This is a genomic window from Labrys sp. LIt4, assembly GCF_017813775.1.
GTDB classification, from domain to species: Bacteria; Pseudomonadota; Alphaproteobacteria; order Rhizobiales; family Labraceae; genus Labrys; species Labrys okinawensis_A.
Map to the genome: position 1 here is coordinate 93,234 of NZ_JAGIPY010000008.1, position 13,204 is coordinate 106,437.

General features: G+C 63.5%; 15 protein-coding genes. 4 read left to right on the forward strand and 11 right to left on the reverse strand.

Annotation, left to right across the window (positions count from 1 at the left end):
- Positions 1 to 6 precede the first annotated feature (6 nt).
- The 3 genes from J8I29_RS16400 to J8I29_RS16410 all read left to right on the forward strand — a co-directional run bounded on the left by J8I29_RS16400 (position 7) and on the right by J8I29_RS16410 (position 2,334).
- Positions 7 to 903, forward strand: coding sequence for a sugar ABC transporter permease (locus J8I29_RS16400; protein ID WP_245197095.1), 897 nt, complete (start codon positions 7 to 9; stop codon positions 901 to 903).
- A 10-nt stretch (positions 904 to 913) separates the two neighbouring features.
- Positions 914 to 1,732 (forward strand): carbohydrate ABC transporter permease, encoded by an 819-nt coding sequence (locus J8I29_RS16405; RefSeq protein ID WP_105864695.1) that lies wholly within the window; start codon positions 914 to 916, stop codon positions 1,730 to 1,732.
- A gap of 167 nt (positions 1,733 to 1,899) precedes the next feature.
- A complete protein-coding gene (locus tag J8I29_RS16410; protein ID WP_209432471.1) occupies positions 1,900 to 2,334 on the forward strand; it encodes a lysozyme inhibitor LprI family protein in 435 nt (144 codons plus the stop codon).
- Positions 2,335 to 2,485: 151 nt separating this feature from the next.
- Here the strand turns inward: J8I29_RS16410 and lysM are convergent, their stop codons facing one another.
- From lysM to J8I29_RS16465, 11 genes are all read right to left on the reverse strand, one after another.
- The gene (lysM, locus tag J8I29_RS16415; RefSeq protein WP_105863201.1) at positions 2,486 to 2,959 is read right to left on the reverse strand and encodes a peptidoglycan-binding protein LysM; all 474 of its coding nucleotides are present in this window, start codon (positions 2,957 to 2,959) and stop codon (positions 2,486 to 2,488) included.
- Between the two features lie 274 nt (positions 2,960 to 3,233).
- Complete coding sequence (locus tag J8I29_RS16420) at positions 3,234 to 3,983, reverse strand: cyclase family protein (protein WP_209432472.1); 750 nt, start codon at positions 3,981 to 3,983, stop codon at positions 3,234 to 3,236.
- Position 3,984: 1 nt separating this feature from the next.
- Positions 3,985 to 5,163 (reverse strand): ABC transporter substrate-binding protein, encoded by a 1,179-nt coding sequence (locus tag J8I29_RS16425; RefSeq protein WP_105863199.1) that lies wholly within the window; start codon positions 5,161 to 5,163, stop codon positions 3,985 to 3,987.
- Positions 5,164 to 5,167: 4 nt separating this feature from the next.
- Positions 5,168 to 6,208 carry a branched-chain amino acid ABC transporter permease gene (locus J8I29_RS16430; protein WP_209432473.1) on the reverse strand — a complete coding sequence of 347 codons (1,041 nt, stop codon included), beginning with the start codon at positions 6,206 to 6,208 and terminating at the stop codon, positions 5,168 to 5,170.
- On the reverse strand, positions 6,205 to 7,107 hold the full coding sequence (locus J8I29_RS16435; RefSeq protein ID WP_209432474.1) for a branched-chain amino acid ABC transporter permease: 903 nt from the start codon (positions 7,105 to 7,107) through the stop codon (positions 6,205 to 6,207). The genes J8I29_RS16430 and J8I29_RS16435 overlap by 4 nt, the downstream gene beginning before the upstream one ends.
- On the reverse strand, positions 7,104 to 7,838 hold the full coding sequence (locus J8I29_RS16440; protein WP_209432475.1) for an ABC transporter ATP-binding protein: 735 nt from the start codon (positions 7,836 to 7,838) through the stop codon (positions 7,104 to 7,106). Before J8I29_RS16440 ends, J8I29_RS16435 begins: the two co-directional genes overlap by 4 nt.
- Positions 7,831 to 8,619 (reverse strand): ABC transporter ATP-binding protein, encoded by a 789-nt coding sequence (locus J8I29_RS16445; protein ID WP_209432476.1) that lies wholly within the window; start codon positions 8,617 to 8,619, stop codon positions 7,831 to 7,833. Before J8I29_RS16445 ends, J8I29_RS16440 begins: the two co-directional genes overlap by 8 nt.
- Positions 8,612 to 9,238, reverse strand: coding sequence for an isochorismatase family cysteine hydrolase (locus J8I29_RS16450; RefSeq protein ID WP_209432477.1), 627 nt, complete (start codon positions 9,236 to 9,238; stop codon positions 8,612 to 8,614). Before J8I29_RS16450 ends, J8I29_RS16445 begins: the two co-directional genes overlap by 8 nt.
- Entirely contained in the window at positions 9,235 to 10,044 is an 810-nt protein-coding gene (locus J8I29_RS16455; protein ID WP_209432478.1) for an N-formylglutamate amidohydrolase, read from the reverse strand. Before J8I29_RS16455 ends, J8I29_RS16450 begins: the two co-directional genes overlap by 4 nt.
- Positions 10,044 to 11,363, reverse strand: coding sequence for a glutamine synthetase family protein (locus J8I29_RS16460; RefSeq protein WP_209432479.1), 1,320 nt, complete (start codon positions 11,361 to 11,363; stop codon positions 10,044 to 10,046). The genes J8I29_RS16455 and J8I29_RS16460 overlap by 1 nt, the downstream gene beginning before the upstream one ends.
- A 113-nt stretch (positions 11,364 to 11,476) precedes the next feature.
- Positions 11,477 to 12,343 (reverse strand): MurR/RpiR family transcriptional regulator, encoded by an 867-nt coding sequence (locus J8I29_RS16465; RefSeq protein WP_209432480.1) that lies wholly within the window; start codon positions 12,341 to 12,343, stop codon positions 11,477 to 11,479.
- 126 nt (positions 12,344 to 12,469) lie between these two features.
- Between J8I29_RS16465 and J8I29_RS16470 the strand changes: the two genes are divergently transcribed.
- Positions 12,470 to 13,159: an isochorismatase family cysteine hydrolase gene (locus J8I29_RS16470; RefSeq protein ID WP_209432481.1), complete on the forward strand. Its 690-nt coding sequence runs from the start codon at positions 12,470 to 12,472 to the stop codon at positions 13,157 to 13,159.
- Positions 13,160 to 13,204 lie beyond the last annotated feature (45 nt).

Consider the following 13,204-nt stretch of genomic DNA (forward strand, 5'->3'; position numbering starts at 1 on the left):
CCCGCCATGGCGTCTGTCCAGACGAACGCCAATGCGTCCGGCCCCCTGCGGCCGGGCTATTGGCCCTTCATCCTGCCGGCGCTCATACTCGTGGCGGCGGTGATCGTCTTCCCGTGGCTGTTTACCGTCGGCATGAGTGCCAACGCCTGGCAGGTCGGATCGGCGCCGCGCTTCGTCGGGCTGGAGAACTATACCCGCCTGGTCGGCGATACCCGGTTCTGGGAGTCGATGTGGCACACGCTCACCTACACTGTGCTCTCGGTGGTGGCGCCGCTGATCCTGGGAACGCTGGCTGCTCTGGTGTTCGATTCGAAAATGCCGCTGCGCGGCGTGCTGCGCGGCATCTTCGTGATGCCGATGATGGCCACGCCCGTCGCCGTCGCCCTGGTCTGGACCATGATGTTCCATCCCCAGCTCGGCGTCCTGAACTATCTGCTGTCGCTGGTCGGCATTCCGGCGCAGGCCTGGATCTTCGAGCAGGGCACCGTGATCCCGTCCCTGGTGCTGGTCGAGACCTGGCAGTGGACGCCGCTCATCATGCTCATCGTGCTTGGTGGGCTCGCCTCGATGCCGCGCGAGCCCTTCGAGGGTGCCGAGATCGACGGCGCCAATGCCTGGCAGAAGTTCCGCTACATCACCCTGCCGATGATCCTGCCCTTCATGATGATCGCGGTGATCATCCGCTCGATCGACGCCCTCAAGAGCTTCGACATCATCTACGCCATGACGCAGGGAGGTCCGGGCACGGCTTCGGAGACCATCAATCTCTACCTCTACAACGTGGCCTTCTCCTATTACGACATCGGCTACGGCTCGGCGATCGCCGTGGTGTTCTTCATCATCATCATCGTGATGTCGCTGGTGCTGCTGCATCTGCGCCAGCGCGCGAAATGGAATACATGAGGCCAGGATGATGAAATTTCGACGCCTCCTGCGTCTCGCCGGCACGCTCTTTCTCGGCTTTGTCGTGGTGTCGCCGGCGCTGCTGTTCTTCATCTGGATGCTGTCGCTCTCGCTGAAATACGAGATCGACAATGGCGCCTATCCGCCGATCCTGATCCCCGAGCAGTTCGCCTGGTCGAACTATACCGAGATCTTCGCCACCAATGATTTCCTGCGCTATTTCTGGAACAGCGTGATCGTAACCGGCGCGGCCACGGCGCTGGCGCTGATCGTCGGCGTGCCGGCTGGCTATGGCATCGCTCGCATCAAGGCGGACAAGGCGGCAATGGTGATCATGATCGCCCGCATGACGCCAGGCCTTTCCTTCCTGATCCCGATGTTCCTGTTGTTCCAGTCGCTCGGCCTGCTCGGTACGCTGTGGCCGCAGATCATCATCCATCTGGTGGTGACGATCCCGATCGTGATCTGGATCATGATCGGCTATTTCGAGACTACGCCGCTGGAACTGGAGGAGGCCGCCATGATCGACGGCGCCTCGCGATGGCAGATCTTCCTCAAGGTGGCGCTGCCGATCGCCAAGCCGGGTATCGTGGTGTCCCTCATCCTGGCGGTGATCTTCTCCTGGAACAATTTCGTCTTCGGCATCGTGCTGGCCAGCCGCGAGACGCGCACGCTGCCGGTGGCCGTCTACAACATGCTGTCCTTCGAACAGGTGAGCTGGGGGCCGCTCGCCGCCGCGGCGCTCGTGGTGACGTTGCCCGTGCTGCTGCTGACCCTGTTCGCCCAGCGTCAGATCGTGGCGGGGCTTACGGCAGGAGCGGTGAAGTAGGGGGCTCATACCGACCGGCGGCGACGTTTTTGCTCAGCGACGCCCCAAGCGCGGGAATATGTCAGCGTTGCCTGCCTTCATGCATGCGAGACGGTGTTCCACAACATATATCCGCGCGCGACGGAATGCGGTGTCATCCGTCGGTAATCGTGAAGAATAGGATCACCATGTCACGACTCCCTGCATTTTCCCTGTTGTTTCTCAGCCTCGCTTCGATGCCGGCGCTGGCCGCACCCGCCTACGAAGCCTTCAAACCGAGCCATGACGAGATCAATGGAAAGGTCTATTCCCGGCAATATGACGATTGCGCAGGCCGGACCGAAGGTGTCACCGCCAAGATCACGGACTGCATCGATGACGAATTCGAGCGCGTCGACAAGAAATTGAATACCAACTATCAAGCCGTACTGAGGCGCCTTCAGGATGAAGCCAGCCGGGAGACACTGCGCCAGTCGCAGCGCGAATGGCTGAAATCACGGTGGAATGCGTGTGATAGCGGCGAGGATGGCGAGGGCGGTCAGGCTGCCTTGATCGATGACAGGAGTTGTCGCTTGGAGGAACTGGCGCGACGCACGCTCTGGCTCCAGAGCTACGGGCGATAAGTCGATTCCCTTGATGGCAACAGGCAAGCGTTGAGGCGCCTGCGGCCAAGAGGTGCGGCGTGTGTCATCTTCTGAAAAGCACCTCCTCGAAAGAAAAACCCGGCGAGACGGCTCGCCGGGTTCGATCTGTAGCTGGGACGCAGGATGTGCTTTAGGCCTGCCCGATCGGCGGAATACGCAGGACCCAGCCTGGGAGAATGTGGTCGGGATCCTTGACCGGCGGCGTGTTGGCCTTGACGATCTCCTTGTAGAGATTGCCCTTGCCCTTGCCGTAATGCTTCTCGGCAATGGCCCAGAGCGTGTCACCCTTGACGACCGTATACATGGTCGAGGGCGTGCCGGGGGTGTTGACGCCGAGCTGGCTGTCGACCTGCGCCACGCCATTGTTGTTGCCGGCGGTGAGGATGATCTTCTCGGCAATTTCCTGGGAAGGAGCGGTGCCGCCCAGGACGACCTTGTCGCCGTCCACCGAAACCTGCAGGCCGTCGGCCTTGAGTCCGGCTTCCTCGATCTGCTTTTTCACCAGCGCGGCGACATCGGTCGGAGCCGGCGCCGGTGCCGCCTCGGCCTTGCTCGAACCGAACATTTTGTGGCCGGCGTCTTTGATGAAATTGAACAGTCCCATGTTCACTCCAGGCGTATCAGGCAAAATTACCTAAGGATAGGCTAGCACGGAATGGTTGTGCGGTCACATGGATTCGAGTGCGACGGGTCAGGTAAGTGCAGTGTGTGTCGAAGTGCTGGCTTGTGAAGTCAAGCTAGGCGTGAAATGCCTGTCTTCGCGGTGAAGCGATATCGTCCGGACGGATTTCGTATGTGAATACTGGCCTGGAAAGAGTTGAGCGCGGTCCGTCGGAATGCTTTTGGCAGGGCAGGCACGAGACCGAACCTGTCGGAAATCAATGATGGATGGCGATGGCGCGCGCTGGAAAGCCCGAACCTCCTTTCGCTTTTGGCCAGCATGCCATGATCAAGGCGCCGGCCTCCGGCAGTTCATCGAGATTGGCGAGCAACTCGATCTGCCATCGGTCGCGTGAGAGTACATAATGCTCGAGGCTGAAATCGCCCCTGGACGTCGCCTGGCCGGGATCGGTGTCGATCTGTTCGTGGCCGATGGCGGCGATCCCCCGTCCCTCGAACAGTTCCTCGAGCACCACCCGCGACCAGCCGGGACAATGGGAAATACCGTCCGCCGAGCGATTATAGAAGCGCTCATTGTCGGGCCAGCGTTTCGACCACCCGGTGCGCAGGGCAACGAAGCATCCGGCGGGAATGGGCCCGTTGCGCTCCTCCCAGGCTGCGACATCTGCCGGCTCCGGTGTGGCATCGGCATTGCCGGCGACTTTCTCGCGGATATCCAGCACCACCAGGGGCAGCAGCATTTCAGTGACCGGCAGGTCGTCAACAGCACGCCCACCCTCGATGAAATGCACCGGCGGATCGACATGCGTGCCCCATTGCCCCACAAAGGTATAGCGATGCACCTGGAAGGCATCGCCCTTGGGGTAGTCGAATACGAGCTGGCGCTCCTCGTCCGGAAAGGCCGAGAAGCGGGGCTGCCCGGGGTGGAAGGCGTGGCTCAGATCGGTGAAGATCGCGCCGGCGAATGCGGCGCGATAGACCTCCCACAAGGACAGGGGCGCGGCCATGTCAGGGCTCCGCGACGAAGGAGGGTGCGGCCTCGCCGGCGAGCGTGAGCTTGCCGCCCTTGACGCCGATCACCGAGACCGACTTGTCCGGCACCGAGACGTTCGGGCGGTAGGTGATCGTGCCCGTCACGCCGTCGAGACCGGAAGTCGCCGCGAGAGCATCGCGGATCTTGGCGGACTCGGGCGCACCGGCCCGTTTGATCGCATCGGCCATCAGTTTCACCGCATCGTAGCCGAGTGCGGCAAAGGCATTTTCGGGCGCGGTGTTGTAGGCCTTCTGATATGCGTCCATGAAGGCCTTCACCTTGGCGTTGGCGCCATCGCCGATGAAAGCGTGGGTGGTGAAATAGGTGTCGTTGGCGGCCTCGCCACCGACCTGCAGCAGCAGGGGCGTGTCGTACCCGTCGCCGCCGACCACTGGCAGGGTGATACCGGCCTGACGCAATTGCTTGAGGATGAGGCCGATCTCCTCGGCATTGGCGGCCGCATAGATGAAGGCCGGCTTTTCGGACAGGGCCTTGATCTTGGCGATCTGGGCCGTGAAGGTCTTGTCGCCGATCTTGTAGCTGTCCTTGCCGACGATCTTGCCGCCGCCATGCTCATAGGCCTTGACGAAATAGTCGGAGAGCAGGGTGGTGTATTCGGTGCCGATATCCGTGAGCAGATAGCAGGTCTTGGCGTTCAGCGTCTTCAGCGCGAACTCGGCTCCCACGGCAGCCTGGACATTGTCGCCGAAGGCGGCGAGGAAGACCTCGTTGCCGAGCTGGGCCGGCAGCTTGGGCGAGGTGGCGCCCGGGGTGACGAAGGGGATTTCCGCCTTCTGGACCTGGGGGCCGATGGCGAGTACCGAATCCGAATCCGCAAAGCCGATGATGCCGACCACCTTGTCGCTGTCGATCATCTGGCTGGCGACGGTGGAGATCACGGTGGCGTCCGATTTTGAATCATAGGTCACCAGCTCGATCGGCCGGCCCAGTACGCCGCCAGCGGCATTGATCTCCTGCGCCGCCAATTTGGCGCCGTTCAGCATCGGCCCGTCAAGCGAGGCCTGCACGCCGGTGAGATTGGCCGAATAGCCGATCTTGATCGGATCGGCGGCGAGAGCCGGGCCGGCAATCGCCAGCATGGCGGCGGCCGACAGGCCGAGGGCGAGGGTTCTGCGTCTGCTCAACGTCAACATCTGGTCACCTCTCAATTGATGGACTGCTCGCCGATGTTTTGGTCGCCCCGAAAGTCAGTTCGCGGTCGCCCATGATCCCCTTCGGCCGGAAGATCATGATCAGGATGAAGAGGATGCCGAGCACGATCTGGCTCGCCCCGAACAGAGGCGGCACGCTCAGGCCGAGCAGGCTGAACCCGCGCTCGGCCGTGCGCAGCACTTCCGAAAGAATGGAGACGTAGACGACGCCGATCAGGGCGCCGGAAAGGGAGCCCATGCCGCCCAGCACGAGCATGGCGATCAGGTTCAGCGTCATGGCGAAGTAGAAGGTGATCGGCGAGAAAGAGCCGAGATAATGGGCATAGAGCGAGCCGCCCACGCCCGCGAAGAAGGCCCCGGTCACGAAGGCGATCAGCCGTGTACGTAGCACGTCGATGCCGACGGCGCCGGCGGCGATGGTGTCGTCCCTGGCGGCCATCATCGAGCGGCCGAAAGGCGAATAGACCAAGCGGGCCAGCAGGAGCAGTGTCACCACCAGCCAGGCCATCACCCAGGGCAGGTTGGTCTGCAGCGGCACGCCGGTGAAAGTGCGCGAGCCGCGGGTGAAATCGGCCGCATTGATCAGGACGACGTTGACGATGATGAGAAAGCCCATCGTCGCCACCGAGACGAAATAGCCCGACAGGCGCATCAGGGGATAGCCGACGATCACCGCGAGCAGAGCCGTGAACAGGCCTGCCGCCAATGTGGCCGGCAGGAAGGGCAGGCTGAAGCCCGACAGCAGCGCCGGTAGATGCGGCAGCAAGGCAGCCTTCTGCTGCACCGTCAGCGACAGGATGCCCGAGGCATAGGCGCCCGCGCCGACGAAGCCGACATGGCCGAGCGAGAACACGCCGGTGAAGCCGTTGCTGAGGGAGAGCGAGAGCACCAGGATCGAGTTGAGCGCGATCAGGATGAGGATGCGGGTGAAATAATCGCTCAGGACAAGTGGCGCACCGATGGCGACCACGGCAGCGAGCGCCAGGCCCAGGGCGATGGTGAGCGGAAGGCGCAGGCCGGCTTTCATAGCTTGATCTCGCGATTGGGCTGCAGCAGGCCACCGGGACGGAACAGCAGGAAGGCGATCAGCAGGCTGAAGACGATGGCGTCGCGATAGGGCGTCACGGCATCCGGCAGGAAGGCGACGATGAAGATCTCCAGCGCCCCAAGCATGTAGCCGCCGACGAGGGCGCCCGAGATCGAGCCGAAGCCGCCGATGATCGCGGCGACGAAGGCCTTCAGCAAGGGCGTGAAACCCATCTGGGGCTGGACGACGCCCGCCTGCGCCGCCCAGAGCACGCCGGCGAGCCCGGCATAGGCGGAAGCCACCACGAAGGCGATCACGATCACGCGGTTGACGTCGAGGCCGACGAGATGGGCGGCCGACATGTCCTCGGCCGCCGCGCGCATGCCGAGCCCGACGGTGGTGCGGGTGATGAACCAGCCGAGGACCAGCAGCGACAGGAAGGAGAGGCCGATGGTGAGCAGGTTGATGTTGGTGAAGGTGATGGCGCCCTCCGCCAATTGCCAGGAGCCGTTGAGCAGGTCGGGCAGGGGAAAATTACGTGGTGAAGAGGTAAAGGCCAGGATGCCGAGATTTTCCAGGATGTAGGTGACGGCCAGGCTCGTCAGCAGCCGCGTCACGTCCGGCGCGCTGCGGATGGGCCGATACGCGATGCGTTCGATCAGGAAGCCGGCCAGGGCGGCGGCGAGGATGCCGCAGAGCATGGCGAGAGCGAAAGGTATGCCGGCGGCGCCGAGGATCACGGTGGTGAAGGCGCCCACCATCATTACATCGCCATGGGCGAAATTGGTCAGCCGCAACACGCCGAAGACGATGGACAGGCCCACGGCGACCAGGGCGTAGAGACTGCCCAGGCTGACGGCGTTGATGATCTGTTGGAGGATATATTCGAAGGCGCTCATTCATCGGCCCCCAGATAGGCCTGGGCGACGCGGTCATTGGCGGTCAGCTCGGCGGAGCTGCCGGACAGCACCACCCGGCCGGTGCGCAGCACATAGGCCCGATCGGCCAGCTCGAGCGCGATGGCGATGTTTTGCTCCACCAGGAGCATGGTCATGCCCTGGCGCTTGAGCTCGGCCAGCGCGTCGAAGATGTGACGGACCAGCAGCGGAGCGACGCCGAGCGAGGGCTCGTCGAGCAGGAGGAGGCGGGGGGCGGCCATCATGGCGCGGGCAAGGGCAAGCTGCTGCTGCTCGCCGCCCGAGAGCGTGCCGGCCAATTGCGCCAAGCGCTGCTTGAGGATGGGGAACAGGGCGAACATGCGTTCCTGGTCTCGGATGATGCCGGCGCGATCCCGACGCGTGCAGGCGCCGAGGCGCAGATTGTCCGCTACCGTCAAGCTGCCGAACAGGCGCCGGCCTTCCGGACTGTGCGAGATGCCGATCCGCACGATCTCGGCCGGCCGTAGGGCCGTGATGGTGTTGCCTGCAAAGCTGATGCTTCCGGACTTCGGGCGGCTCAGACCGGAAACCGTGCGCAGCGTCGTGCTCTTGCCGGCACCGTTCGCACCGACCAGTGCGACGACTTCTCCCTGTCCGATATCGAGGGACACGCCCTTGAGCGCGCGCACCGCGCCGAAATTGACTTCGAGCCCGTCGATCCGGAGCAGGGGGGAAGAGGGGGCGTCAGGCATGGCCGAGATAGGCCTCCCGGACCCTGCTGTTGCTGCGCACTTCCGCGGGGGTGCCGGTGCAGATGACCTCGCCGGTGGCCAGGACCTGGATGCGCTCGCACAGAGTCATGATCAGGTCCATGTCGTGCTCGACCACGACGACGGCGATGCCGTAGCGATCCCGGATGGTTCGGATCAGTCCGGCCAGGATTCGAGTCTCGTGGGAATCGAGGCCGGCGGCGGGTTCGTCGAGCAGCAGCAGGCGTGGTTGCGTCGCCAAGGCGCGGGCGATTTCGAGGCGTCGCTGGTCGCCATAGGGCAGGGCGGATGCGGGCTGCCGGGCCTTCGGCTTGAGGGCCATCAGTTCGAGCAGTTCATCGGCATAGTGTTGGGCGGCAGCCAGGCGCTCCCGGTAACGCGCGCCCCGCACGATCGCCGCCAGCGGGCCGATGGGGTGACGAAGCTGCGCTGCGGCCAGCACGTTGTCCCGCACGCTCAGCGAGCCGAACAGGCGCGAGCCCTGGAAGGTCCGGGCGATGCCCCGTTCGACGATGGCAGCGGTGGACAGGCCGGCGATCGATTGCCCCAGGAACTCGATCGTGCCGGCATTGGGACGAGAGAAGCCGGTTACCAGATTGAAGAAGGTGCTTTTGCCCGATCCGTTCGGACCGATGATGCCGACGATCTCGCCCGCCCCCACGCTGATCGCGTGATTTCGCAGGGCGACCAGGCCGCGAAAGGCCTTGGTGAGATCGGCCGTGCGCAGCAGGGGAGCGGTGGATTGCACGGACGGTTCAGCCATCGCCGCGTCTCCGCGGGCTCGCCAGTTCGCCGACCAACTCGTCGGTGCTGGCCTGCCGGCAATAGCCCTTGAAGGCGCTCAGGGCCTGTTCATGGCGCTCAGGCGTGTCGGTGGTGCAGGCGTCGATGGGACAGACCATGCGAAAGCCGCGATCGGCGCCGTCGCGCACCGTGTGGTCGACGCACTGGTCGGTCAGGAAGCCCGTTACCACGATGGTATCGAGCCCGATATTGCGGATGAGATATTCGAAATTGGTGGAGTTGAAGAGACTGGAAGAGGTCTTCGGCAGCACCATCTCGTCCGGCCCTGGCGCGAGTTCGGCGATGACACGCGTTTCCGGGCTGCCGGGTGAGAAATGAAAGCCGGTTTGCTTGTAGTCGAGGCTGCGGTCGCGCCCGTTCCTGGTCAGGCTGGCGATGACGGTATAGACGATCTCGGTACCGGCGGCCCGGCCGGCGGCCAGCAGGCGCGCGATGTTGGGAATCGTGATGTCTCGTGCCGAGCGATAGAAATGGGGACGCGTCACCTCCGCCTGTGCGTTGAAGATGCCATCTTGCGTGTCGATCACCAGGATGGCGGTCCGGGCCGGATCGAGAGGGGCATTGCGGTCGGGGATCATCGGCCGCTCTCCATTGCCAAGCGCGCATGGGCCGCGCTCAGGACGGGAGCGAGCCGCTCCGCCCAGGCGGCCTGGCCGGAGGCATCGGCGATCAGGTCCTGGCGGATCTCGAATTCGACATAGGGCAGGCGCCGTTCCTCGCCATGGACGGGCACGGAATAGTCCTCGGCCATGTTGACGCCATAGGGTTCGTTGCGCCCGATCACGAGATCTCGCTGGTGGGCCAGCTCATCGAGAACCAGGTCCGAGAAGTGACGATTGTGGTGATAGCAAAGGCCGATATGCCAGGGGCGCGGGGCGGGCGCGGCGCGGAGCGAGGGCGTGAAGCTGTGCATCGACACCAGGATGAGGGGCAGGCCGGCCGCCAGCCTGTGGTCGATGCGGCCTGATATCTCGGCATGATAGGGTTCGACGATCTCGCGGATGCGGGCCTGGCGGTCATCGGCCGTTGGATCCTGGTTGGCCGGCACGACCGTTCCGTCGGAAATGGGGGTCATGAAGCTCGGCGAGTCGAGCCGCCTGTTGCACTCGGCCACCAGACGCGAATAACGCTGGAAGATCAGGGGCGCCTGCAGATGATCGGACAGGCCTTTGCTGACGCCCAGAATGCCGATGTCGACACCGATATGGCGGTCGAGCTCAGATTGCGGCAGGCCCAGCCCCGCCAAGGCGGCGGGAACCGCATTGCCGGCATGGTCGCAGATGATCAGGAACGGCGAGGAGGCCTCCCCATTGTGCAGGCCGACCGGCGGCGGATCCCCGCCAGTGAGCAAGCCGGTCGAGCTTGTGCGCAGGGGCGAGGTCATCAATAGGCTCTCGCATAGAGCGCGCAGAGTTCTTCCAGGCTCCTATCCCCGGCCATCTCGATCTCACCGCGCTTGTGCGTCAGATAGGCCTTGGTCAGCACCGGGCCGAGCCAGGCCGTGGCGAGGCTGTCGGCCTCCAGTGCTTCCAAGGCCTCGCCGAGGCTGCGCGGCAGGTCATGGATACCGCGCTGAGAGCGCTCCTCGGTGCTCCAGCGTCCCGGATCGCCGCTGGAGATGAAGGGAACGGGCAGGGTGTCGCGTATGCCCGAAAGGCCGGCAAAAACCAGCATGGCGAGCTGCAGGTAAGGGCTCGCAGCGGCATCGGCACCGCGATATTCGATATTGTAGCGCTTGGCGATATCGACGCCCTGGATCTCCGGATAAGGGCAGATCCTCAAGAGCGCCTCGCGGTCCCGATCGGCGAGATTGGCGTAACAGGCCGACCAGGAATGCGGTTTCAGTCGCTCATAGGAGATCACGCTTGGCGCGGTAACGGCGCATAGCGCCCGGGCATGCCTGAGAATGCCGGCGCAGAAGGAAGCAGCGATTTCGCTCAGTCCGGCCGGACCTGCGGGGGCATGACAGACTGGTTTGCCGGCAAGATCGGTCAAGCTGAAATGGATATGCACGCCATTGCCGACGATACCCGGCGTCACCACCGGCGAGAAACTGGCATGGCTGCCGTGGCGGCGGGCCAGCGAGCGGCAGATCTCGCGGAGCTTCACCGCCTGGTCGGCCGCCTTCAAACCTTCCGCCGGCTCGATGGTAATCTCATACTGCCTCGGCCCATATTCGGGCAGGAAGGTGTCGGGGACGATATCGTTGGCACGCAAGGCCGCCAGGAAGGAGCCGATGAAGCCCTCCATGCCTCTGAGACTGCTGGCCGCATACGAGTCGCCCGGGCGTTCCTCACCGGCCTCGTACCAGAATTCGTGCTCGAAGCTGGCGACGAGGCGCAGGCCCGCCTCCGCTTCGAGTGCGGCCAGGGCTCGCTTGAGCAGGCTGCGCAGACAGCAATCCCAGGCCTCACCCGCCATGGTCTTGATATCGCCGAGAATGATGTGCTCGGCGGGCGTGCCGTCCTCATAGGGCAGGCGGATATCCCCACCCGCTTGCGGCACCAGCATGAGGTCGCCTTCCGCACCGAAGGGCGTGGCGGGGATACGGCCGAAGCAGTTGATCATGACGTTGGTCGGGGTCCAGCCGACACCGAAGCGACGGCGGCTCTCCAGATCGGCTGCGGGAAATCCCTTGCCCCTGACCTGGCCGGCAATGTCGCTACAGCAGACCGTGATGACGCTCTCAGGCTTTGTTGCCATTGGCGTGCCGTTCCCCTGTTATTATGGGGACGAACGCTAGCATGCGAGAATTATTTCTTACAAGATGATGTTAATAGCGGCGATGCCGTAATTTTTGGCAAAAATGAAGAGCGTCATGGGAGCAGCTTGTGACGGACACCTTCGATGGTTTCGAAGCGGGCTCTGGCAATCGGCCATTGCCGGGCGTCGATGGCGAGGGCGACCGCTTCCACCAGGGCGATTACACCGATCAGGCTGTCCCAGGGGGAGGGAACGTCGACACGGGCCCTCAGCACGATATCAGCAACCTGAGCGGCATCCGACATCCACTGGTCGGTAAAGAGAGCGACCACGGCTTCGCGGCTCCTGGCCACCTCGGCCGTACGCACGGTATCCGCCTGATAACGGCGGATGTCGAACAGAATGACGACGTCCTTGCGCCGAAGTTCGGCGAGTTCGTCGGCGCGTCGCATCAGGCCCGGAGAGAACAGTCGGACCCTGCCGCGAAGCTTGCGCAGATGGAATTCGAGATGACGTGCGGCCGGCTCGGTAAAGTCGCCGCCAAGCAGAAAGACCTGGCGTCGCTCATCGACGAGGATGTCGACCAGACGGGCGAGTTCCGCCTCGTTGATCATGGCGATCGAGCCTTGCACCGTCTCGGCCAGGGCGCCCCCGAATTCGGCGAGCGCCGAGGTCGAGGCATCCGCATGGGGGCGCGTCAGGGGGAATTCGGCCTGAGCCTCCATCTCCTCGCGCAGGGCACGCCGAAAATCGGCATAGCCTGGAAATCCCAGCTTGGCCACGAAGCGCAGAATGGTGGGAGCGCTCACCTTGGCCCTCTCGGCGAACAGGGCCACCGTCTCCATGCCGGTGGTCGGATAACGGGCGAGGAGGGCGCGGGCCGCCCGTTTCTCCGCGTCGCTCAGGGATGGCATGGTCGCCGCGACGCGGTCGGCAAGCGTCGTGCCGGTCTGGGGCAGGGCGGCTCTTGGGGGCTCCATGGCGATACCTCTTCTCGGCGTCCGTGCGGATGCCATTGTCTTTCACAATGGCTCGGTACAGGATAGGTCAATTACGGGCAAAGCCGTAATCTGAATTACAACAAGGCATCCATCTGTGAGGACCTCATGGCCGGCCTTCCAGCCATCGACGCGCCGCGCGGCGCTTACCGGGAGCGCGCGATCGTTCCGGCCCGAACGGCGCTGCTCAATGTCGACATGCAGAACGGCGAGTTCAATGCGCAGATCCTGGCCCGGGCGCGCATGCCCGGTACGCCGGAAGCGCCGAAGCGGGCTTTCTATGAGCGCATCGACAGCGTGGTGATCCCGAACCAGGCGCGCCTGCAGGAAGCGGCCAGGACGGCTGGCATCGAGGTTATCTTCACCGTGCTGGAAAGCCTCACTCAGGATGGGCGGGACCGTAGCCTCGACCACAAGATCTCGGGCCTGAATTTCCCGAAGGGCTGCTGGGAGGCCAAGGTGATCGAGGCCGTCGGTCCCAGGGGCGATGAGATCGTCATTCCCAAGACGGCATCCGGCATCTTCAACGCCACCAATATCGAGTATGTGCTGCGCAATCTCGGCGTGGAGTTCCTGGTCATCTATGGGGTGGTGACCGACCAATGCGTCGAATCCGCCATTCGAGATGCGGCCGACCGCGGCTTCCTCGTGACGCAGATCGAGGATTGTTGTGCAGCCGAGACGCCCGAAAATCACATTGCTTCGATTGAGAGCATGAACGGCCATTATTGCCGTACACGCAGTACCGATGCCATGATCGCGGAGATCGAGAGATTATTGAAGCAAAGACTATCATAAAAAGCTATACATATCAATATATTGCATATATAAATTAAAGTATCT

Bases quoted from the DNA above. Each gene is read 5' to 3' on its own strand.
- J8I29_RS16455 (WP_209432478.1), bottom strand. From the start codon at position 10,044: ATGACCTCGCCCCTGCGCACAAGCTCGACCGGCTTGCTCACTGGCGGG.
- lysM (WP_105863201.1), bottom strand. From the start codon at position 2,959: ATGGGACTGTTCAATTTCATCAAAGACGCCGGCCACAAAATGTTCGGT.
- J8I29_RS16445 (WP_209432476.1), bottom strand. From the start codon at position 8,619: ATGGCTGAACCGTCCGTGCAATCCACCGCTCCCCTGCTGCGCACGGCC.
- J8I29_RS16470 (WP_209432481.1), top strand. From the start codon at position 12,470: ATGGCCGGCCTTCCAGCCATCGACGCGCCGCGCGGCGCTTACCGGGAG.
- J8I29_RS16435 (WP_209432474.1), bottom strand. From the start codon at position 7,107: ATGAGCGCCTTCGAATATATCCTCCAACAGATCATCAACGCCGTCAGC.
- J8I29_RS16405 (WP_105864695.1), top strand. From the start codon at position 914: ATGAAATTTCGACGCCTCCTGCGTCTCGCCGGCACGCTCTTTCTCGGC.
- J8I29_RS16430 (WP_209432473.1), bottom strand. From the start codon at position 6,208: ATGAAAGCCGGCCTGCGCCTTCCGCTCACCATCGCCCTGGGCCTGGCG.
- J8I29_RS16440 (WP_209432475.1), bottom strand. From the start codon at position 7,838: ATGCCTGACGCCCCCTCTTCCCCCCTGCTCCGGATCGACGGGCTCGAA.
- J8I29_RS16400 (WP_245197095.1), top strand. From the start codon at position 7: ATGGCGTCTGTCCAGACGAACGCCAATGCGTCCGGCCCCCTGCGGCCG.
- J8I29_RS16420 (WP_209432472.1), bottom strand. From the start codon at position 3,983: ATGGCCGCGCCCCTGTCCTTGTGGGAGGTCTATCGCGCCGCATTCGCC.
- J8I29_RS16450 (WP_209432477.1), bottom strand. From the start codon at position 9,238: ATGATCCCCGACCGCAATGCCCCTCTCGATCCGGCCCGGACCGCCATC.
- J8I29_RS16465 (WP_209432480.1), bottom strand. From the start codon at position 12,343: ATGGAGCCCCCAAGAGCCGCCCTGCCCCAGACCGGCACGACGCTTGCC.
- J8I29_RS16410 (WP_209432471.1), top strand. From the start codon at position 1,900: ATGTCACGACTCCCTGCATTTTCCCTGTTGTTTCTCAGCCTCGCTTCG.
- J8I29_RS16425 (WP_105863199.1), bottom strand. From the start codon at position 5,163: ATGTTGACGTTGAGCAGACGCAGAACCCTCGCCCTCGGCCTGTCGGCC.
- J8I29_RS16460 (WP_209432479.1), bottom strand. From the start codon at position 11,363: ATGGCAACAAAGCCTGAGAGCGTCATCACGGTCTGCTGTAGCGACATT.